The following is a 20220-nucleotide window of genomic DNA, read 5'->3' on the forward strand; positions in this document are numbered from 1 at the left end:
TGTTCCCCACGGGGAAGAGGATAGGAAAGGCAGTTAAAAACTCATGGCATAACTATTTCATGCCATGAGTTTTTAAAGGGGCGGTGACTCATATAAAGTCACCCTGCTCTTATAAGGTTGAGCCAGCGAAGCGAGGCTCAATAGCAGGCTGGGCGAAGCTGCCTGCCTCAAACCTGAGGGCAAAGAAGTAAGCCAGCCATTGGCGCTGCTCACTACTTTGCCCGGCACATCCCCGCCTTTGCGAAGCAAACAGCCCGGGATGTGCCCTGCCGCCGCATAGGCGGCCACGCTCTAAAGCGTGTCCTTGTGGTTGGTGGGAAAATCCCGCAAACCACAAGGACAACACGCGACTCATAGCACGAACCAACCACCAAGCAACACCCAACCCTACGCATCTGACCGACTCTTGAGGGGTCCAGGGGGAGCAGCCCCATGGAATCCTCCCTATTAGGGAGGACTTAGGAGGGTCAATCATTTGAAGGAGTGTTCATGAATGTCCGAAGCATACAAAAACGCAGGGGTAGATATCGCTGCCGGTAATGAAGCAGTAGAACGGATGAAAAAGCACGTCAAACGTACCTTCCGTCCCGAAGTGCTGACGGATTTGGGCGGATTCGGTGCGTTGTTCGGCCTGAATAAGGATAAGTACGAGGAGCCTGTACTCGTTTCCGGTACGGATGGAGTCGGCACAAAGCTGAAGCTTGCTTTCGCGATGGATCGTCATGACACCATTGGTATTGATGCGGTTGCGATGTGTGTGAACGACATTGTCGTCGGGGGCGCGGAGCCGCTCTTTTTTCTCGACTACCTCGCTTGTGACAAGGTTATACCTGAGAAAATCGAGGCTATTGTTGCCGGAATCGCAGAGGGCTGCCGTCAGTCGGGTTGTGCGCTGGTCGGCGGTGAAACAGCAGAAATGCCGGGGATGTACAGCGAAGGTGAATATGATATTGCCGGATTTACAGTCGGAATTGTAGATAAAAGCAAGATCATTAACGGCAGCTCCATTGCCCCCGGAAATACGGTTATCGGACTGGCCTCCAGCGGAGTACACAGTAATGGCTTCTCACTGGTTCGCAAGCTGTTATTGGAACAGCAAGGATACAGTCTGCATGATGAAATCGAAGGCTTGAACGGCAAACTGGGCGATGTACTGCTGGAGCCAACGAAAATTTACGTGAAATCCGTTTTGGCTTTGCTGGACAAGGTAAAGGTAAAAGGCATGGCGCATATCACGGGCGGCGGTTTTATCGAAAATATCCCTAGAGTGCTGCCGGATCACGTTAATGTGGATATAGAATACGGCGCTTGGCCGATTCTGCCGATCTTCCAGCTCATGCAGGAAAAAGGCGCAATCTCCAACAAAGACATGTTCACAACCTTTAACATGGGAATTGGAATGGTTATCGTTGTAGGCGAAGAGCATGCACAGACTGCACTGGAAGTTCTGAAAGAACAGGGCGAAGCCGCTTATGTGATCGGAAAAGTAACGGAAGGCAGTTCTATCGTGACCTTTACGGGAGCCGAGGTGTAATGAACGAGTACCGAGTTGCTGTTTTTGCATCAGGTGAAGGAACGAATTTTCAGTCATTGGTGGATGCGGCTGTGCGGGAAGAACTGGGCGGGGCAACGGTAGAACTGCTGATCTGTGACAAGCCTGCGGCTCCTGCCGTAGCCAGAGCACAGAAGGCCGGAATTGCGTGTCACACTTTTCGACCCAAGGAATATGCTTCCCGCGAAGATTATGAGCGTGAACTGGTTGCTTTGCTGGAGCAGAAATCCATTGATCTCATCGTGTTAGCAGGCTACATGCGTTTGCTATCCAGTGTTATGGTAGATGCCTACGCCGGAAAAATTATCAATATTCATCCGTCACTACTTCCTGCATTTCCAGGGAAAGATGCTGTTGGACAGGCATTGGCCTATGGGGTCAAGGTCAGTGGGGTTACCGTTCATTTTGTGGACGGGGGGATGGATACGGGAGCAATTATTGCCCAGCGTGTCGTAGAAGTACACGACCATGATACAGCAGAATCCTTATCCGCAGCTATTCAATCCGTGGAACGTCAGCTATATCCAGAGGTGGTTGGCAGACTGTCTCAAGGCAAAATCCAATTGGATGGGCGCAAGGTAATTTCACTTCTCTAAAGATGATTGTAATTTGTCATATCATTGTCATATCAAGGATGCCGTACAGGCATTTTCCGATATTTCTCGGGAAATAAATTGATAAAACCGAATTTTGCAAAATCCTGAAGAGCTAAAGGAGGAGAAATGGTGAGTATTAAAAGAGCGCTCGTCAGCGTATCAGATAAACGGGGGATCGTGGAATTTTGCCGCGAGTTGTCCAAATTGGGTGTGGAGATCGTTTCGACAGGGGGAACGAGCAGCTTGTTGTCAAAGGAGGGTATTCCTGTCATCGGCATTTCTGAGGTAACAGGATTTCCTGAAATTATGGACGGACGTGTTAAAACACTTCATCCTGCGGTACACAGCGGCTTGCTGGCTGTTCGGGATAATGAGGAGCATCAGCGTCAGATGAAGGAGCTTGGACTGGACTATATTGATCTGGTCGTTGTGAATCTGTATCCTTTTGCGGAAACGATCGCCAAACCCGGTGTAACCTATGAGGACGCGATTGAAAATATTGATATCGGCGGTCCAACCATGCTGCGTTCTGCGGCGAAAAACCATGCATTCGTAAGTGTGGTAGTAGATGCGGACGATTATAGCACGGTGCTGGAGGAAATCCGCAAGGATGGCGATACCGAGCTGAACACTCGTAAGCGTTTGGCAGCAAAGGTTTTCCGTCATACCGCATCATACGACGCGCTCATCTCCGATTATTTGTCGAATGTGACAGGCGAGCCTTTGCCTGAGCGTTACACGGTAACCTATGAAAAAATTCAGGATTTGCGCTATGGCGAAAATCCGCATCAACAGGCGGCATTTTACCGTCAGCCGTTGGCGGCAAAGGGTACACTGACGACAGCGAAGCAGCTTCACGGCAAGGAACTGTCCTACAATAATATCAACGATGCTAACGCGGCCCTGCAAATTGTTAAAGAATTCAGCGAGCCAGCAGTGGTAGCTGTTAAGCATATGAATCCTTGCGGCGTGGGAATCGGCGGCAGCATTTATGAAGCGTACAGCAAGGCGTACGCGGCTGATCCAACTTCCATTTTTGGCGGCATCGTAGCGGCTAATCGGATTATTGACGGCGATACAGCGAAGAAGCTGAGCGAAATCTTTTTGGAAATTGTACAGGCACCGGGCTTTACGGAAGAAGCACTGGAGATTTTGACGAAAAAGAAAAACATCCGTTTGCTCGATCTGGGCGAGTTGTCCACATCTGAACAGGCTGAAAGTCGCTTCGTCGTTACTTCCATTGAAGGCGGCATGGTTGTTCAGCAGAACGACATTCACGCTGTCGACCCGGACGCGCTTACCGTAGTGACGGAGCGTGCGCCATCCGAGGAAGAATTGAAACAGCTTTTGTTTAGCTGGAAAGTTGTTAAGCATGTGAAGTCCAATGCGATCGTACTGGCGGCAGACAACATGACCATTGGCGTGGGTGCGGGACAAATGAACCGTGTCGGAGCGGCTAAAATCGCTATCGAGCAGGCTGGAGACAAAGCAAAAGGTGCTGTGCTGGCATCTGACGCATTTTTCCCGATGGGCGATACGCTGGAACTGGCAGCCCAAGCAGGCATTACGGCAATTATTCAGCCGGGCGGCTCCATCAAGGACGAAGAATCCATCAAGGTTGCTAACGAACACGGCATTGCGATGGTCTTCACAGGCGTGCGTCATTTCAAGCACTAGCTTGTATTAGCTGAGGATGCAGAGCATTCTCTCACACGAGGATTTTGCAAAATCTTGACACCATAACGGGAGCGGGAGGAATCACCTGAATGGATATTTTGGTTATCGGTGGGGGCGGCCGTGAGCATGCGATTGTGTGGGCACTGAAAAAAAGCCCCAAGGCCGGACAAATCTACTGCGCGCCGGGCAATGCCGGCATCGGGCATTTGGCGGAGTGCGTGCCGATTCCGGTGAGTGATTTTGACGCGTTGACAGAGCTGGCGGAATCCAAAAAGGTCGGACTTGTCGTGGTTGGCCCCGATGATCCGTTGGCAGACGGTATTGTGGATGCTTTCGAAGCGAAAGGCATTCCGGTATTCGGACCGCGTAAAAATGCAGCAGAAATTGAAGGCAGCAAAATCTTCATGAAGGATCTGCTGCACAAATACCATATTCCGACAGCAATCTATCGGAAGTTTTATACCTATGAGGAAGCACATGCCTATTTGAAGGAGCAGCCGATTCCTGTGGTCATTAAGGCGGATGGACTGGCAGCAGGCAAAGGGGTAACGGTCGCTTACTCTATGGAGGAAGCAGAAAAAGCTTTATCCGACATTATGGTAGCGAAGGTGTTCGGAGAAGCTGGGGCGCAGGTCGTGATCGAGGAGTTTCTGGCGGGACAGGAAATGTCGATTCTTTCCTTTGTGGATGGTGAAACGGTTCGTCCGATGGCAGCGGCGCAAGATCATAAGCCTATTTTTGATGGTGACAAAGGGCCGAATACCGGGGGGATGGGCACGTATTCCCCATTACCGCATATAGCGGATTCGATTATTGAGGAAGCCATTGAGACCATCATTAAGCCGACGGCAAAAGCGATGGTGGCTGAAGGTCGTCCGTTCCGGGGCGTTTTATTCGCGGGATTGATGATTTCTCCGGACGGTAAGCCGAAGACGATTGAGTTTAACGCACGCTTCGGTGATCCGGAAACGCAGGTTGTACTGCCACGGCTAAAATCTGATCTGCTTGATATTTTCCTGGCTGCTGTGAATGGCACGCTGGATCAGGTAGAGATTGAGTGGAAAGATGAAGCGGCGGTATGTGTGGTGTTGGCTTCCGGGGGCTATCCCGGTTCGTACGCCAAAGGGGTGCCGATCCACGGACTGGATCAGGCGAATGAAGCCACCGTGTTTCATGCCGGTACAGGCATCAATGAACAGGGCGAGTGGATCACAAACGGCGGACGTGTGTTGGGCGTGGTCGGCTTGGGACGTGATATTGCCGAAGCGCGGGACAAGGCGTATGAACAGGCGGCACGTATTACCTTTGAAGGCAAGCAAAACCGTACGGATATTGCGGCAAAAGCACTGCTATAGAAGCGTTTTTACAAGATAGAGAGGACCTCTTCGGAGGCTCTTTTTTTCGTTTGACAAAAGTATACTTATCCTATAGGATTAAAAAATACGAAACTGACTGACTGATCAATCGGGAGGAGGAAATCCATGCAGCCACGGAAGGCGAAGCAGTCCAAGACTACCGCGAATGAACCATTGGTTGATCACGCGGGAGAAGAAACAGCCGAAACCGATCGCAGAACGCAGCTTCTTCACATTGCGTTGAAGCGATTCGCCGAGCAAGGGTACCATCAAACGAAGATTTCAGATATCGTGGTGGAGGCCGGAGTGGCCCAAGGCACGTTTTATTGGCATTTTAAAAGTAAAGAAGCGCTGGCACTGGAGATTATCGCTACAGGCCGCGAACAACTGCTGGCAGCGATAGGACAAGGATACCGCCGTGATGCAGGCACGTTGGCTGATATGGTTAAAGCATCCGAAGCGCTGTTTGTCCGTCTGTTTGATTTTGCATTGGAGAACCGCTATCTGATGGGATTACTCCTGATCGGCAGCGGTGTTGATGAACCGGTACGCCAGAGCATTCGGGAGACGAGAATCGCGATGGAACTGGCTTTTCGACGCAATATGGAGCGGGCGATAGAGCTGAACATGCTACCCGCCGGATTGGATATCGAATTACGGGCAGCGCTGCTCATGAGCATGATCGAAGGTGTTATTACACGTTGGCTATTCGGTTCCGAGGGAACACATGACAACATTACACAGGTAACAGCTAAACAATTGGCGGAAGAAGCGGCTAATTTTGAATTTTACGGGCTGTTGGGTCAAGGCTAGGCGGGTGGGAGACCACATCGCATGAATTGGCAGTAAGAGGCGAATAATAGAGCCAAAATACACATATGTACTCAATCATTTACATCCAGACAGGAGAGAACGATTCATGAAAACACGTAAAAGAGGGTTCCTTGTAACTACACTGATGGCTTTGGCCATGTTCAGTCTGGTGCTGAGCGCTTGCGGAACGAAGCCGGAAGCTGCCAACAGCAGCAACGGAGCGGGCAGCAGCAATGAGGCGGCAGCGGGCAATCAGCTCGAAGCAATCAAGAAGGCTGGAGTGATCAAGGTTGGAATGATGGGTACGTACCAGCCTTACAATTTTTTGAACGATAAAAAGGAATTGGACGGGTTTGATGTTGATATCGCGAATGAATTGGCGAAGCGTATCGGGGTCAAAGCGGAGTTCACGGCACAAGAATTTTCGGGACTTATTCCAAGTCTGCAAAAGAAGAAATTTGATGCGGTGATTAGCCAGGTGACGATTACGCCAGACCGTGAAAAGGTCATTGATTTCACAGAGCCGTATATCACAAACAATGTAAAAATCATCGTAAACAACAAAACAAACGATATTACCAAGCTGGAGGATTTTAAAGGTAAAACGATTGGTGTCGGCTTGGGAACAAATGATGAGTCCTATCTGCGTAACGAAGTGCTGCCGAAGGTTGGCGATTTCGAGATTAAAACGTATGATGATGTTATTACTTCCTTGAAGGATCTGAACTCTGGTCGCATTGACGCAACCATCAACAATCTGTATGCGCTCAAGCCCATTGTTGATAAAAACGGCTTCCAGATTAAGGCGGTAGGCGAGCCGATCAAATCCGATCAAGCGGGTGTGGCTATTAACAAGGATACTCCTGAGCTTAAAGCAGCCTTGAACAAGGCTCTGAAAGAAATGAAGGAAGACGGCACCTATAAAACGATTTTCAAAAAATGGTTCGGCGAGGAGCCGAAAGAATAACGTAAGCCTGTTACAGGCGTCTGGCTCCGGTCTTGGCTTTTATGCTGACATGGGGCCACTCGTCTGAAAGAAGGGAATATAACCGATGCTTGAATTAATGTGGGAAAACGTCCCTTTTTTGTTGAAGGGTGCTTATTATACGCTGTATATCACGATTGTTTCCATGCTATTTGGCCTTATGATCGGCTTGGTGGTGGCAGTCGCCCGGTTGAAGGGGAATCGTCCGGTTCGTTGGCTGGCGCGCAGTTATGTATCTATCATTCGGGGAACGCCGGTTTTGGTGCAGATTGCGGTCATTTACTATGGACTGGATGATTACGGAATATCGTTCGGCTCGCTGACTGCTGCTTGTCTTGCACTGAGTATCAATACAGGGGCGTATTTATCGGAGACGTTTCGTGGGGCTATTTTAGCGGTGCCAAAGGGTCAAACCGAGGCGGCCTATGCAACCGGAATGTCTCCGGGTCAAACGATGTGGCGCATCATTCTTCCGCAGGCCGTGCGAATTGCGATTCCGCCGATGGGCAATACATTTGTCGGTATGCTTAAGGAAACATCGCTCGTTTCGGTGATTGGAGTAAGTGAGCTGATGCGTCAGGCACAACTTTTACAGGCACAGTATCTGCGCTACATGCCGTTTCTGCTCGAAATTGGCATCATGTACTGGATCATGAGCATTGGGTTCTCCGCTATACTGGAGCGGGTGGAAAAGCGTCTGGCCCGAGCTTATTAAGGTGGAGATGATAGAGGATGATAACAACAAGCGGTTTGGGTAAACGCTTCGGTCAGATGGAAGTGTTAAAAAGCATTGATTTTCAGGTGGCCGCGCGTGAAATCGTCGTGTTGCTCGGCCCGAGTGGTTCGGGTAAAAGCACCTTGCTACGCTGCCTGAACGGTCTGGAGGAATTGTCTTCCGGCAAGTTTGAGGTGAACGGGATCGAGGTAAATGCTACGGCTCCTCTCCGTACCCGGCAAGCGGCCATTCGTGATATTCGCAGGCAGACGGGGATGGTATTTCAGCAATTCAATCTGTATCCGCACAAAACAGCAATCGGCAATGTCATTGAAGGGCTGCTGACAGTGAAAAAAATGCCGCGTGACAAGGCTATGTCCATCGGACAGCGGTTGCTGGAGCGTGTGGGTTTGTCGGACAAGCAGGATGCTCATCCTGCGCGTTTGTCCGGTGGACAGCAGCAGCGGGTAGCGATTGCGCGTGCGCTCGCGATGGACCCGGCGATTATGCTGTTCGACGAGCCGACATCGGCGCTCGATCCCGAGCTGGTCGGGGAAGTGCTGAGCGTAATGCGGGAGCTGGCCCAGGACGGGATGACGATGGTTGTCGTCACCCATGAGATGAAATTTGCCCGCGAGGTGGCGGACAAGGTTGTATTTATGGCGGACGGTGTGATTTTGGAGGAGGCTGCGCCACAGGCATTTTTCGAGGCTTCCCAGCATGAGAGAACACAGAAATTTTTACGTCAAATCAGTGAGTTTTGAAGCGAGAATAAGAATAGATCATACATTATGAAGATGGAAAGAAGGCCTTTGAACATGAAAGTATCTACAACTTGGCACGGTAAACGCGCGTTTACTTCGGAGGGACCGTCCGGTTATTCCGTTGGGATGGATGCTACGGCAGCTTATGGCGGCGATGGCAAAGGCATGACACCGATGGAGTTGCTGCTGGCGGGTCTGGCGGGATGTATTGGCATTGATATTACGATGATTCTGGATCGCTTCCTGTCGGACATTACCCGTATTGATATTGACGCAGAAGGTGAGCGTAAGGAAGAAATGCCGAAGGGTTTTACAGCGATTGATCTGACGTTCCATGTAGATGGCGATGTTCCGGATTATCGCGTGTGGAAAGCGATTCAGATGGGTAAGGAAAAATATTGTGCCGTATCCGATTCCTTAAAAGCGGAGATTCGCATGCACCTGATCCTAAACGGAACAGAAGTACCACATCCAGCGTAAGGGTGGAAGGTTAGTGAAGGAGAGTCAACCTGTGTTATATGCAGGGAGGCTCTCCTTTTTGAATTTATTTTCAAATATTACATGTAATGAAACTTTTTGTGCTTTGTTTTCGTTTACAATAGAAACTGAAGTATAAAAATGGGAAAATAAACCTGTATGCTGAGTGCATACGGGGGGAGGTATATAGTGAAACGAAAGCAGCTTGTGATCATAGCGGTGGGCTTGGCTGCGGTACTCATCGTGATTGGTATGGCTGTGGGATTGCCATCATCGAAGCAGGACAGAATGGCTAATACCCCGGATACTGTTCGGCCCGCAACTGCCATTGCAGCTGACGCTAAGGAGGAAACGATTGAGCAGGATAGCGCCCATCGCGTGCTGCGCTTTTTAGAGGAACATCCAGAGAAAGCATCCATTACGATTCTGAGGGATGGAAAGAAGCTGGCAGGTCGTGAGGAACACCGGATGATGCCCTTGGCGAGTACGGTCAAGACGGTGATTGCGGTGGAATATGCCAAGCAGGCGGCAGCAGGCACAATCAACCCGGATGAACGGATCAAGCTGACTGCGCTGGAGCGATTCTATCTACCGCGTCTGAATGGTGGCGCACATCCGGCATGGTTGAGGGAGATGGAAGCCAAAGGACAGTTGAAGAACGGAGCCGTGTCTATGCGCGAAGTCGCTAAAGGGATGATTCTGTTTAGCTCCAATGCCAATACCGAGTATTTAATGGACAGACTGGGCTTGGAACAGATTAACCAAACGAAATCTGACCTGGGACTCCAGGATCATGATCCGATTTATCCATTTGTATCTTCCATTCTGATTCCTTATGAATGGATGAGAGAGACCCAAGGACGGGCATGGGATGGTGCAAGAAATAGCAATTCTGCCAAAGCAGCCGTTCAAGCGATGTCTGATGCGGAGTTTCGCCAACATGCCCAGATGATCCATAACAAGCTGGCTCGTGATACGAGCGGTTCTTATAAGAGAAATGCCGCTATCGCGACATGGTATGATCGGGAATTTGATCGAATGAATACGGAACGTTTTATAGCTTCGACGACGGCGGATTATGCGTCCTTGATGAGTAAGCTGAATAGCCGTCAAGGCTTTTCGAAAGCTGAGCAAAAATTATTGTCTGAGGTCATGGAGCAGCTGATGGATCATCCGAAAAATCAGGAATGGCTGCAACATTCCGGACAAAAGGGCGGATCTACCGAATATGTCCTCACCCTGGCCATGTATGCGACGGACAAGGAAGGACATTCGACGGAGATGGCGGTCTTCTTTAACGACCTGGACCCGCTCACGAATGCCTCCTTGCAAAATATGATGAATGAATTTAAAGAACGGCTATTGCGTGATGAATCGTTCAGAAAAGAAATCAATCAGCGCATTGGTGTACAGGTGGAAATGTAACCCCTACCCGTTGCCTTTTTGCTTGCGTTCCCGTAACAGAAATACAGAAAATACGGTGCGCCAATGATAGCTGTCACGATGCCTGCGGGAATTTCATACAGGGCAGAGGTGATCATATAACGAAAGGATAATCCCAACAGCCCGGTGACCACCAGCACTAAAAGGGATATGAAAAGGATTAGTTTTGTCTGAAAACGCATGTGCATTCACCGCCGTCAAGCAAGATATAGGTGCCGATTCGCCTGATTTTTTCTCCAACACGATCCATTTTACTGTATTACAGGAACGCCCGCACTTTTAATCTGTTGAATGAATGGTCTATAATAGAAATAGTTACATAATGTGAGGAGGAAAATATCATGATTATTATTCATGCTGATATGAAAGTTTTACCTGAAAAAAGAGAGGCTTTTCTGCAACAAACCCAAGGATTAATCAGCGCATCACAAGCCGAAGAAGGTAATGTACGCTACACGCTGATGCAGGATCTGAATGATGCCAACGCTTTTACCATGGTTGAAGAGTGGAAGGATGCTGCTGCTGTAGATTTCCATAACAAGTCTGCCCATTTCCAGGCATTTGTTGCCGCAGCTAAAGAATTGCTGGCCGCTCCGCTTCAAGTCAATGCTTTTCAGGATGCAACCAAGCTGTAATTAGCCCGTTTTCTAAATCATAATCAGGAACAGGAGGAGATAGACATGGGGAACATTGCGGATACAACTGTACTGAATAATGGAGTTCAGATGCCTTGGCTGGGTTTTGGTACGTACAAGGCGGAAGGCAATGAGGTCTACGAAGCAGTTAAAACGGCCATCGAGGTGGGCTATCGTCACATTGATACGGCGGCGATCTACGGCAATGAGGAACTGGTTGGACAAGCTATTCGTGACAGCGGGGCGGACAGAGAAAAACTGTTCATTACTACCAAGCTGTGGAATGAAGATCAGGGCTTTGATTCAACACTGCGTGCCTTCGAGGAAAACCGCAAGCGACTGGGTCTGGACATCATTGATCTGTATCTCATTCATTGGCCTGGCAAGGACAAGTACAAGGAAACCTGGAAGGCATTTGAGCACCTGTATGAAGAAGGAAGCGTACGCGCCATCGGAGTAAGCAACTTCCAAGTTCACCACCTCGAAAACCTCCTGAAAGACAGCAATATCGTACCTGCAATCAACCAAGTGGAGCTTCACCCGCGTCTGACACAGCAAGAGCTGCATCAATACTGCCGGGAGCACCAGATTCAGCTTGAATCCTGGAGTCCACTGATGAAGGGTAAATTGACCGAGCAAGCGGATATCGTTGAGATTGCTGCAAAATACGGCAAAACCTCGTCGCAGGTTATTTTGCGCTGGCATCTGGATCGGGGTATCGTGACGATTCCCAAATCTGTAACCGCACATCGTATCCGCGAAAATGCTGACTTGTTCGATTTTGAACTGACGGAAGAGGATATTAACCGAATCAACGCACTTCATCTTGATGAGCGTGTGGGCACTCATCCCGATAAGCTGTTGTTCTAGTTTTAGAATGAAATAGAACCTTCAATTCCACGTGCATCGTGGTTTTGGAGGTTCTTTGTTTATTTATGCATTGGGATCGTCTCATACGCTTTTGTCCGTCTGGACAGAGTTACTACGTCCTGCATGCCTACTTTTGGTTTAATTTGCGATAAAGGAGGAAGGAATAGAGTATGGGGGCGACGACGGATATAGCCAGTCCAGTAAGAAAAATGACCGTTCCCGCCACTCCATCGACCCATGCTGCCACCAAGCCTGAAGCACCCCCGAGCATCATCATAGGGCCGCCGAAACGGTGCGTTTTACGCCAAACCTCAGGATTGGACAGGGTCCAGGGTGTACGGATACCAAAGGTATAGTTTGGCTGTACCTGAGTCAAATAATTACCGAGCATCAGCAGCATCAGGCCTACCAACCCGCAAATTATAGTATTCATTTGCAGCAGTATGTTCAGGCTATACAGAAGCATGCCCCAACCGGCTACAGCGAGTACAACGGCAAGACCTGCACGTGTTACTTCGTAGGCTTTAGAAAATTTTTCGTAATTCGCTCGATTCGGGTCCATGTAGCGGGCTAACCGGAACAATAGCGGTATCAGGCCCATCAGCACCAGCATGACGATAGCGCCCGTTTTACCCATATATCTGTCAGCCGTATTGTCAAAGCTAAAATGGGAAGCCATCATGGCAGGAAGGCGGTCATACAGCAGCAAAGCCCCTATAGCGGGTGATAGGGCAATCAAAGTCGTCAAAACATCCGTAAAGCTCCATTTCATTCGAGATTTCATTCAGATTCCTCCGTATCCTTGATGTCATTCGCATTTTGTTTCGCAGGGGCATCGGAGTGGGCAATGCTGAACATCCAACCGATGACATCCGCGACAACCGTTGTATGCAGGGTGTAAATAATGTTTTGCCCTTGTCGCTCATCCAGCACCAGCGCGGCCTGCTTCAGGATATTCAGATGGTGGGAGATGCTGGGCTTGCTGATTTGAAAATGCTCAGCCACTTCGCCTGCGCTCATGCTTTTCTCTTTCAAGAGCTGTAATATTTTACGCCGGGTCGGATCAGCTAAAGCTTTGAAGGCATCATTCAAAATCCATTTCCTCCTTTAGATATTTAGATAATATTCTAAATATCTAAAGCAATAGTAAAATAGAGCTATGATACTTGTCAACGGATAAATACATCATTTTAGAAAAAGGTTTAGAGCAGGTTTGCTGATTTCGATTGTAAAAGGTCGGGAAGTTCGCTATAATTCATTTATATCAAAAATAAGAATCTTAATTTAAAATAAAAAAATTAGAGGAGGATATATATGAAACACGTATTCCGTAAAGGAAGTCATCCGCAGGCCCCGGTTATTTTGCTGTTGCACGGGACAGGAGGGAATGAACAAGACCTGATCCCTTTGGCTGATTTGGTAGCACCGGGAGCGTCTGTGTTAGGCGTAAGGGGAAATGTGTTGGAAAATGGGATGCCGCGTTTCTTCCGCCGTTTGGCAGAAGGGGTGTTCGACTTCGAGGATCTCGTATTCCGTACCAAGGAACTGAGTGAATTTGTGGATACGGCTGCGGAGCAATACGATTTTGACCGCAACAACGTTGTGGCTCTTGGGTACTCCAACGGGGCGAACATAGCGGCCAGCATGCTCTTTCACGATGCTAAGGCGCTGCGCGGAGCTATTCTGCACCATGCGATGGTGCCGCTGCGTGGGCTGAATCTGCCAGATTTGAACGGTGTCCCTGTATTTATGTCTTCCGGTGAGAACGACCCGATTGTTCCGGTTGCGGAATCCCGTGAGCTGCAAACCTTGCTGGAAGGCGCAGGCGCGCAGGTAGATGCACACTGGGAACGCAACGGTCACCAATTGACCCGTACCGAGGCCGAAGCCGCAGGCAAGTGGTTTGGTGAGCATTTTAATGCATAAAATGATCCGATAGCGTTCAAGCTACAGATTAGCGCTCCAGTGAGCGATTCCATGATTAGGAGGCGACAAACGAAATGGCAAAACCAGATAATCGAGCCGATAATGTTGAACATTTGCAACAAAGTATTCAGAATACACAGCAGAACCTGTATGAAGCTGAAGGGTATCTGAACGAATTTTCCTCTGAAATCAGTGACGAGGAGCGTAAGCAAATCGAAGAAAAAAATAATCGCCGTAAAGAAAGTATTAGATCGTTTCGAGAAGAAGTGAAGGACGAAGCAGCACATTCTCAAGAGTAGTTAAAAAAACGCGACCCAGCTCCGAGTTTCAATTCGAGTTGGGTCGTTTTTTATGCAAAAATCATCATAACCCCATTCAATTCATTTTCCCCCTATAATGCAATGTAGGCGCTAGTGTTGCGCTAAAAATGAATTTCTTATAAATAATGTTCTTGTAAACTAATTTGGCTTGATGTTAAATAGAAAAGAAAGCGCAATCATTTTAAGGAATCATCTTTTCATCATGCGAAGGGGGAAGGATATGCTGCTGCGAAGAAAAAGCATGGCGTTGATGCTCATGGCGGTGGTTCTGCTGGCTGGACTGCTGCAAGGCTGTTCTGGCAAGGCCGACGAACAGGATGGGCCGGGAACTGAACTGGTATTGTGGACGTTTAATGAATTGCATGAGAAGTTTTTTCTGCAAATGGCCGACCAATGGAACCAACTGCACCCTGATGAACCGATTATTTTGAAAGCGAATACATTTCCGTATGATAACCACCACAGCAAGCTGTCGATTGCGTTGCAATCAGGGGTGGGGGCACCGGATATTGCGGATATCGAGGTGAACAAGATCGGTAATTTCCTCAAAGGGATACCGCAACTGGTTCCGCTCAATCCGGTGATTGACCCGGAGCTGAAAAACATTGTGCCTTCCAGAGTACAGATTTACGGTAAGGACGGTAAGTATTACGGTATTGATTTTCATGTCGGAGCCGAAGTGATGTATTACAATAAAGAAATTTTGGATCAGGCGGGGGTAAACCCGGATTCCATTGTGACATGGGCAGATTATGCTGCGTCGGGCAAGCAAGTGCTGGCGAAGACAGGCAAGCCGATGGCGACCGTGGAGACGAATGACCTGTGGAATTACTGGCCGATGATCTCCCAGCAAAAATCGGATTTCCTGGATGACAAGGGCCAGCTGACACTGGATAACGAAACGAATATTAAAACACTTGAATTTCTCCAGCAAATGGTGAAGGACAAAATCGCCATTCCCGCGCCGGGCGGCGGACACCATATGGAGGAATACTACGGGTTTATGAACAAAGGAGGGGCCGCTTCGGTGTGGATGCCGATGTGGTATATGGGACGTTTTACGGATTACATGCCTGACCTGAAAGGGAAAATCATCATCCGACCGTTGCCAGCGTGGGAAAAAGGCGGCTCTCGTTCAGCGGGGATGGGCGGAACCGGTACGGTGGTCACGAACCAATCGAAGCACCAGGATCTGGCGATGCGTTTTCTGGCTTTTGCCAAGCTGTCCAAGCAAGGGAATGTAGAGATTTGGAAGCAGCTCGGCTTTGATCCGATCCGCAGTGAAGTATGGACGATGCCGGAAGTCAAAGCGAAGAATAAGTTTACGGATTATTTCGGAACGAATATTTTTGATACGCTCATTGAGGTAAAAGATGAGATCAATGCGGTGCATATCGGACCGAAAACGCCTGATATCGCCAGTGCAGTTCGCAATAAAATACTTTACCGAACACTGCTGAATGGCGAAGATCCGGCCACGGTGCTGCATGAGCTGGCAGATGAATTGAGATAGACCCTAATAGGAAAGGGAGTGAGATTCATGGCAACGCCCGTTCATACGAACGCAAATGTACCGACAGGTCAGCCGCCGAAGCCTCAGCGTCCGACCAGAAGCAGATGGAGCCGCTTTATTCATTCCAGCCGCACGGCGCCGTATGTGTTTGTCCTTCCGTTTCTACTGTCTTTTGCGCTGTTTTTTGCGTACCCGGTCATCTCGACAGTCATTATGAGCTTTCAGGAAGTGCTGCCTGGCATAACGACTTATGTCGGATTGGAAAATTATAAAGATTTGATCAATCCCACGTTTGGAAAAGCGATTCTGAACAGCGTCCTGTATACCTTGCTTACGTTGGTGGTGCTGATTCCGCTGCCGCTGGTGCTGGCGGTATTGCTGAATTCTCCTAAAATGCCGGGCAGAGGTCTGTTTCGCTCGGTGATGTTTATACCTGCACTGACCTCGGTGGTGGTCGCGGGAACGATTTTCCGGCTCATGTTCGGGGAATTGGACGGCTCGCTGATGAATTCCTTACTGGGTGCGTTCGGTCTGGAGCCGTACAAATGGCTGATGAACGCCAACACCGGATTTTTAGCGTTGATCGTACTGGCCTTGTGGAGATGGCTGGGCGTGAACATGTTGTATTACATGTCGGGACTGCAAAACATTCCCCCCGAGCTGTATGAAGCCGCACAGATTGATGGAGCCAGTCGCTTTGATTCCTTTTGGCGGATTACGATTCCGATGCTAAAACCAGTGACGATCTACGTATTTACGATTAGTATCTATGCGGGGTTGTCCATGTTTACGGAGAGCTACATGCTGTGGAACGGGAACAACTCTCCGAATGATATCGGCTTAACGATTGTCGGTTATCTGTACCGTCAAGGTCTGGAGCAAAACAGTATGGGCTTCGGAGCCGCAGTAGGCATTGTATTGCTCGTATTTACGCTGCTGCTGAACCTGGTCCAGCTCAAATTTTTTGGCTTGTTTCGGAAGGAGGACTAAGCGATGGTTCAGAAGCAAAAAGGCCCGTTATCCGCACTGCTCATTGTTCTGTTCATCCTGTTTGCCGGGTTTGCCCTGTTTCCGTTATTTGCCGTGACGCTGGCCTCGTTCAAGCCATCGACGGAGCTGCTGCGGTACGGCTTGAATCTCAAGCTGGAGTGGAGCATCATGTCCTTGAAAAATTACGCGTTCATCTTTCAGGGGACGACGGATTATTTTCAATGGTACTGGAACAGTATTGTCATAACCGTTTTATTCACGGTGTTATGTCTGATATTGTCCGCGATGGTGGGCTATGGACTGGAGATGTATCGGTTCAAGCTGAAAAATGTGATTTTTACGCTAGTGCTGGTCGTGATGATGATTCCAGTAGAAATTATTATGCTTCCACTCTATAAGCTGATGATCGGCATGAAGCTGATTAACACGGTATGGGGCGTCATTCTGCCATTTGTCGTTGCGCCGATTCCGATCTTTTTCTTCCGTCAATATTTGAGTGGGGTCCCGAAGGATTTTATGGATGCTGCACGGGTTGACGGCTGTTCGGAGTATGGCATTTTCGTGCGGATTATGATGCCTCTGATGGCGCCCGCATTCGCGGCAATGGCTATTTTGCAGGCGATGAACAGTTGGAATAACTTCCTATGGCCGATGATCGTACTTCGCACCAACGACATGCTGACGCTACCGATTGGTCTGTCCAGTCTGCTTACGCCGTATGGTAATAATTATGATGTGCTGATCGCCGGGTCGGTGCTGGCTATTTTGCCAATTCTCGTCGTGTTCCTGTTCTTCCAGCGTTACTTTATTGAGGGAATGACCGCAGGCGGGGTAAAAGGATAATCGTTGCGGTAATATGAATTGAGAGATTGAATAAAAGAAGCGTGTAACGTCAGGAAAAGCAGGTCGGGATTCACCCCGGTCTGCTTTTTTTTGAATATAATTGATTTTCATTCTCATTTTCATGCTCTATGACCTGCACAAGCTATAGGTAAACGTGGTATGATATTTGAAAGATTTCAAATACAGACATATTCAGGCGGAGCGTGGAGAACCTATGGAACCAACAGAAACCCAGAAAACCGATCCGGCCCCGATGGCGTCAACCGTCAGCATGGAGGATATTGTACGGGCGCATCATATGCTGCGTGAGGTCATTGTACGTACACCTTTGCAGCGGGATGCCGTCCTGTCGGCCAAATATAACTGTAACGTGTATCTCAAAAGAGAGGATCTCCAGGTCGTGCGGTCCTTTAAAATCCGTGGAGCCTACAACATGATTCGCAGCCTGACTCCCGAGCAGATGGAAAAGGGCATCGTGTGTGCGAGTGCGGGGAACCATGCGCAGGGTGTGGCTTTTTCATGTAATGCGCTGGGCATTCACGGCAAAATATTTATGCCGAGCACAACACCCAATCAGAAGGTGAAGCAGGTTCGTCGCTTTGGCGGCAACAGTGTGGAGGTCATTTTGACCGGGGATACGTTCGACGATGCTTATGATGAGGCCATAAAGGTGTGCAGCGAGCAGGAGATGACCTTTATCCATCCGTTTGATCAGCCGAAGATTATAGCAGGCAACGGTACGATTGCGATGGAAGTGATGGAAAGTTTGGATACGCCAGCAGATTATGTGTTCGTGACCATCGGCGGTGGCGGTTTGGCGGCAGGCGTAGGCACGTATTTCAAAACGGTCAGTCCATCCACCAAGGTAATTGGCGTAGAACCGCTTGGCGCGGCGTCGATGACGGAGGCGATGCGTTTGAACAAGGTGGTTACGCTGGAGCAAATAGACAAGTTCGTTGACGGAGCCGCTGTTAAGCGTGTCGGTCAGTTAACGTATGACATTTGTACACGTACCCTGGACGATATTGTGAAGGTGCCGGAAGGTAAGGCGTGTACTGCGATTTTGGAATTGTATAATGAAAATGCGATTGTAGTGGAGCCTGCGGGCTCGTTGCCTGTAGCAGCATTGGATATGTATCGTGAACAGATTCAGGGCAAAACGGTTGTTTGCATCGTCAGTGGTGGCAACAACGATATTGACCGTATGCAGGAGATTAAGGAACGGTCCCTGATTTACGAAGGACTGAAGCATTATTTTATGGTAAAGTTCCCGCAAAGAGCAGGAGCGCTGCGTGAGTTTCTTCAGGATGTGCTTGGACCGGACGATGACATCACAAGGTTTGAGTATACGAAAAAGAACGACAAGGAGAACGGCCCGGCGCTGGTCGGCATTGAGCTGTTTCACAAGGAAGACTACCTTCCTTTGATTGAACGAATGAACCGCAAGGGGCTCGAATATACGGAACTGAACAAAAACGAAAATCTGTTTAATATGCTGATTTAACAAGGGAGGAGCCTAGGGGCTCCTTTTTTGTACCAGGATTTTGCAAAATTCGATTCCAGTCGCTCCAGGATACATAACGTTATGCGTAGTTTATGAATTTCTTTTTATTTGAAATAAAGCGTTTACAAAACTGAAGTTGATAGGTTAATATATATGTAACTTCATAAGTATAAACACTAATGTAATAGTGTATTACCTGATTCTCATCATATAAAACGAATTTGGAGGTGCGTAAGAGTGTTGAAATCCTGGAAAAAATCAGTACAGGGTAAATTGGCTCGAACGGCGTTTGCTGCCGTAACCTCGGCTGCATTATTGCTATCAGTGGTGCCTTCGGCATCGGCAGAGCATTGGGCATTAACTGGTGATGTCGCGGTACATGATCCATCTATCACGAAGGAAGGCAATGCGTGGTATATTTTCTCTACGGGTCAGGGAATACAGGTACAAAGGTCGGATGATGGACGCAATTTTTACAGATTGCCGCAAATATTCCTGTCACCGCCATCATGGTGGAAATCGTATGTACCTAAGCAGAAGACTAATGATGTATGGGCACCGGATGCTCAAAAGTACAATGGACGTGTGTGGGTTTACTATTCCATTTCTACTTTCGGGTCACGCATTTCGGCCATTGGATTGACTTCAGCAACGAGCATTGGCGCGGGAAGCTGGAGAGATGATGGACTAGTGCTGCGTACGACGGATTCTAACGATTATAATGCCATTGATCCGAATCTGGTCATTGACGCTTCCGGTAACCCGTGGCTTTCCTTCGGTTCCTGGAACACAGGCCTGAAAATTACCCGTTTGGACAAAAATACGATGAAGCCTACGGGGCAGATTTATTCCATCGCGAAGCGTACCGCTGGCGGTCTGGAAGCTCCACATGTTACATACCGAGACGGTTATTATTATCTGTTTGCTTCTATTGATAACTGTTGCCAGGGTGTAAACAGTAATTACAAAATTATTTATGGTCGCTCCACCAGTATCACTGGACCTTATGTGGACAAGAGTGGTAAAAACCTGATGGATGGCGGTGGAACCGTATTGGATGCGGGGAATGACCGTTGGAAGGGACCGGGCGGTCAGTCTATTTATAACAATAGTGTGATTGCGCGTCATGCCTATGATGCGACTGATAACGGAAATCCAAAGCTGCTGATTAGTGATCTGAAATGGGACTCCGCAGGTTGGCCTACGTACTAAAAAATGTGGGCTACATGGAGTCATCCATAT

Annotated in this window: 22 protein-coding genes; 19 read left to right on the forward strand and 3 right to left on the reverse strand. The window is 48.7% G+C overall.

The annotated features are described in order from the left end of the window. Window positions 1-109 precede the first annotated feature (109 nt). Entirely contained in the window at window positions 110-355 is a 246-nt protein-coding gene (locus QMK20_RS04010) for a hypothetical protein (protein WP_283654691.1), read from the reverse strand. 138 nt (window positions 356-493) lie between these two features. Here QMK20_RS04010 and purM point away from each other — a divergent pair, with 138 nt between their 5' ends. From purM to QMK20_RS04070, 12 genes are all read left to right on the forward strand, one after another. Next, a complete protein-coding gene (gene purM / locus QMK20_RS04015) occupies window positions 494-1534 on the forward strand; it encodes a phosphoribosylformylglycinamidine cyclo-ligase (protein ID WP_283654692.1) in 1041 nt (346 codons plus the stop codon). Next, the gene (gene purN, locus QMK20_RS04020) at window positions 1534-2148 is read left to right on the forward strand and encodes a phosphoribosylglycinamide formyltransferase (protein WP_283654693.1); all 615 of its coding nucleotides are present in this window, start codon (window positions 1534-1536) and stop codon (window positions 2146-2148) included. The genes purM and purN overlap by 1 nt, the downstream gene beginning before the upstream one ends. A gap of 129 nt (window positions 2149-2277) precedes the next feature. Beyond that, window positions 2278-3825 carry a bifunctional phosphoribosylaminoimidazolecarboxamide formyltransferase/IMP cyclohydrolase gene (gene purH, locus QMK20_RS04025; RefSeq protein WP_283656191.1) on the forward strand — a complete coding sequence of 516 codons (1548 nt, stop codon included), beginning with the start codon at window positions 2278-2280 and terminating at the stop codon, window positions 3823-3825. A gap of 89 nt (window positions 3826-3914) precedes the next feature. Next, window positions 3915-5180, forward strand: coding sequence for a phosphoribosylamine--glycine ligase (purD, locus tag QMK20_RS04030; protein ID WP_283654694.1), 1266 nt, complete (start codon window positions 3915-3917; stop codon window positions 5178-5180). Between the two features lie 126 nt (window positions 5181-5306). Beyond that, entirely contained in the window at window positions 5307-5993 is a 687-nt protein-coding gene (locus QMK20_RS04035; RefSeq protein WP_283654695.1) for a TetR/AcrR family transcriptional regulator, read from the forward strand. 106 nt (window positions 5994-6099) lie between these two features. After that, window positions 6100-6960 (forward strand): substrate-binding periplasmic protein, encoded by an 861-nt coding sequence (locus tag QMK20_RS04040; RefSeq protein WP_283654696.1) that lies wholly within the window; start codon window positions 6100-6102, stop codon window positions 6958-6960. 85 nt (window positions 6961-7045) lie between these two features. Beyond that, window positions 7046-7693, forward strand: coding sequence for an amino acid ABC transporter permease (locus QMK20_RS04045; RefSeq protein WP_283654697.1), 648 nt, complete (start codon window positions 7046-7048; stop codon window positions 7691-7693). 17 nt (window positions 7694-7710) lie between these two features. Beyond that, a complete protein-coding gene (locus QMK20_RS04050; protein WP_283654698.1) occupies window positions 7711-8457 on the forward strand; it encodes an amino acid ABC transporter ATP-binding protein in 747 nt (248 codons plus the stop codon). A 54-nt stretch (window positions 8458-8511) separates the two neighbouring features. Next, on the forward strand, window positions 8512-8937 hold the full coding sequence (locus QMK20_RS04055) for an OsmC family protein (protein WP_134911173.1): 426 nt from the start codon (window positions 8512-8514) through the stop codon (window positions 8935-8937). A 186-nt stretch (window positions 8938-9123) separates the two neighbouring features. After that, window positions 9124-10359, forward strand: coding sequence for a serine hydrolase (locus tag QMK20_RS04060; RefSeq protein ID WP_283654699.1), 1236 nt, complete (start codon window positions 9124-9126; stop codon window positions 10357-10359). A 359-nt stretch (window positions 10360-10718) separates the two neighbouring features. Next, a complete protein-coding gene (locus tag QMK20_RS04065; RefSeq protein WP_044647023.1) occupies window positions 10719-11012 on the forward strand; it encodes a putative quinol monooxygenase in 294 nt (97 codons plus the stop codon). A 45-nt stretch (window positions 11013-11057) separates the two neighbouring features. Further along, window positions 11058-11882: an aldo/keto reductase gene (locus QMK20_RS04070; RefSeq protein WP_283654700.1), complete on the forward strand. Its 825-nt coding sequence runs from the start codon at window positions 11058-11060 to the stop codon at window positions 11880-11882. A 127-nt stretch (window positions 11883-12009) separates the two neighbouring features. Here QMK20_RS04070 and QMK20_RS04075 read toward each other — a convergent pair whose 3' ends face one another. Continuing rightward, entirely contained in the window at window positions 12010-12666 is a 657-nt protein-coding gene (locus QMK20_RS04075; protein WP_283654701.1) for an SdpI family protein, read from the reverse strand. Continuing rightward, a complete protein-coding gene (locus tag QMK20_RS04080) occupies window positions 12663-12974 on the reverse strand; it encodes an autorepressor SdpR family transcription factor (RefSeq protein WP_283654702.1) in 312 nt (103 codons plus the stop codon). Before QMK20_RS04080 ends, QMK20_RS04075 begins: the two co-directional genes overlap by 4 nt. A gap of 222 nt (window positions 12975-13196) precedes the next feature. Between QMK20_RS04080 and QMK20_RS04085 the strand changes: the two genes are divergently transcribed. The 7 genes from QMK20_RS04085 (at window position 13197) to abnA (ending at window position 20190) form a co-directional block, all read left to right on the forward strand. Continuing rightward, the gene (locus QMK20_RS04085) at window positions 13197-13808 is read left to right on the forward strand and encodes an alpha/beta hydrolase (protein WP_283654703.1); all 612 of its coding nucleotides are present in this window, start codon (window positions 13197-13199) and stop codon (window positions 13806-13808) included. A gap of 74 nt (window positions 13809-13882) precedes the next feature. Further along, window positions 13883-14107 carry a small acid-soluble spore protein Tlp gene (gene tlp, locus QMK20_RS04090; protein WP_044647028.1) on the forward strand — a complete coding sequence of 75 codons (225 nt, stop codon included), beginning with the start codon at window positions 13883-13885 and terminating at the stop codon, window positions 14105-14107. A gap of 241 nt (window positions 14108-14348) precedes the next feature. Then, complete coding sequence (locus tag QMK20_RS04095) at window positions 14349-15641, forward strand: ABC transporter substrate-binding protein (RefSeq protein WP_283654704.1); 1293 nt, start codon at window positions 14349-14351, stop codon at window positions 15639-15641. Window positions 15642-15668: 27 nt separating this feature from the next. Next, window positions 15669-16631, forward strand: a complete 963-nt coding sequence (locus tag QMK20_RS04100; protein ID WP_283654705.1) for a carbohydrate ABC transporter permease — start codon at window positions 15669-15671, stop codon at window positions 16629-16631. A 3-nt stretch (window positions 16632-16634) separates the two neighbouring features. Continuing rightward, a complete protein-coding gene (locus tag QMK20_RS04105) occupies window positions 16635-17474 on the forward strand; it encodes a carbohydrate ABC transporter permease (protein WP_283654706.1) in 840 nt (279 codons plus the stop codon). Window positions 17475-17688: 214 nt separating this feature from the next. Then, complete coding sequence (ilvA, locus tag QMK20_RS04110) at window positions 17689-18978, forward strand: threonine ammonia-lyase IlvA (RefSeq protein WP_283654707.1); 1290 nt, start codon at window positions 17689-17691, stop codon at window positions 18976-18978. 237 nt (window positions 18979-19215) lie between these two features. Continuing rightward, window positions 19216-20190 carry an arabinan endo-1,5-alpha-L-arabinosidase AbnA gene (gene abnA, locus QMK20_RS04115; protein WP_283654708.1) on the forward strand — a complete coding sequence of 325 codons (975 nt, stop codon included), beginning with the start codon at window positions 19216-19218 and terminating at the stop codon, window positions 20188-20190. Window positions 20191-20220 lie beyond the last annotated feature (30 nt).

Source organism: Paenibacillus sp. RC334 (assembly GCF_030034735.1).
GTDB classification, from domain to species: domain Bacteria; phylum Bacillota; class Bacilli; order Paenibacillales; family Paenibacillaceae; genus Paenibacillus; species Paenibacillus terrae_A.

Excerpts from the sequence above, each read along its gene's own strand:
- QMK20_RS04010 (WP_283654691.1), bottom strand. The coding sequence starts at position 355 with ATGAGTCGCGTGTTGTCCTTGTGGTTTGCGGGATTTTCCCACCAACCA.
- purM (WP_283654692.1), top strand. The coding sequence starts at position 494 with ATGTCCGAAGCATACAAAAACGCAGGGGTAGATATCGCTGCCGGTAAT.
- purN (WP_283654693.1), top strand. The coding sequence starts at position 1,534 with ATGAACGAGTACCGAGTTGCTGTTTTTGCATCAGGTGAAGGAACGAAT.
- purD (WP_283654694.1), top strand. The coding sequence starts at position 3,915 with ATGGATATTTTGGTTATCGGTGGGGGCGGCCGTGAGCATGCGATTGTG.
- QMK20_RS04035 (WP_283654695.1), top strand. The coding sequence starts at position 5,307 with ATGCAGCCACGGAAGGCGAAGCAGTCCAAGACTACCGCGAATGAACCA.
- QMK20_RS04040 (WP_283654696.1), top strand. The coding sequence starts at position 6,100 with ATGAAAACACGTAAAAGAGGGTTCCTTGTAACTACACTGATGGCTTTG.
- QMK20_RS04045 (WP_283654697.1), top strand. The coding sequence starts at position 7,046 with ATGCTTGAATTAATGTGGGAAAACGTCCCTTTTTTGTTGAAGGGTGCT.
- QMK20_RS04050 (WP_283654698.1), top strand. The coding sequence starts at position 7,711 with ATGATAACAACAAGCGGTTTGGGTAAACGCTTCGGTCAGATGGAAGTG.
- QMK20_RS04055 (WP_134911173.1), top strand. The coding sequence starts at position 8,512 with ATGAAAGTATCTACAACTTGGCACGGTAAACGCGCGTTTACTTCGGAG.
- QMK20_RS04065 (WP_044647023.1), top strand. The coding sequence starts at position 10,719 with ATGATTATTATTCATGCTGATATGAAAGTTTTACCTGAAAAAAGAGAG.
- QMK20_RS04070 (WP_283654700.1), top strand. The coding sequence starts at position 11,058 with ATGGGGAACATTGCGGATACAACTGTACTGAATAATGGAGTTCAGATG.
- QMK20_RS04075 (WP_283654701.1), bottom strand. The coding sequence starts at position 12,666 with ATGAAATCTCGAATGAAATGGAGCTTTACGGATGTTTTGACGACTTTG.
- QMK20_RS04085 (WP_283654703.1), top strand. The coding sequence starts at position 13,197 with ATGAAACACGTATTCCGTAAAGGAAGTCATCCGCAGGCCCCGGTTATT.
- tlp (WP_044647028.1), top strand. The coding sequence starts at position 13,883 with ATGGCAAAACCAGATAATCGAGCCGATAATGTTGAACATTTGCAACAA.
- QMK20_RS04095 (WP_283654704.1), top strand. The coding sequence starts at position 14,349 with ATGCTGCTGCGAAGAAAAAGCATGGCGTTGATGCTCATGGCGGTGGTT.
- QMK20_RS04100 (WP_283654705.1), top strand. The coding sequence starts at position 15,669 with ATGGCAACGCCCGTTCATACGAACGCAAATGTACCGACAGGTCAGCCG.
- QMK20_RS04105 (WP_283654706.1), top strand. The coding sequence starts at position 16,635 with ATGGTTCAGAAGCAAAAAGGCCCGTTATCCGCACTGCTCATTGTTCTG.
- ilvA (WP_283654707.1), top strand. The coding sequence starts at position 17,689 with ATGGAACCAACAGAAACCCAGAAAACCGATCCGGCCCCGATGGCGTCA.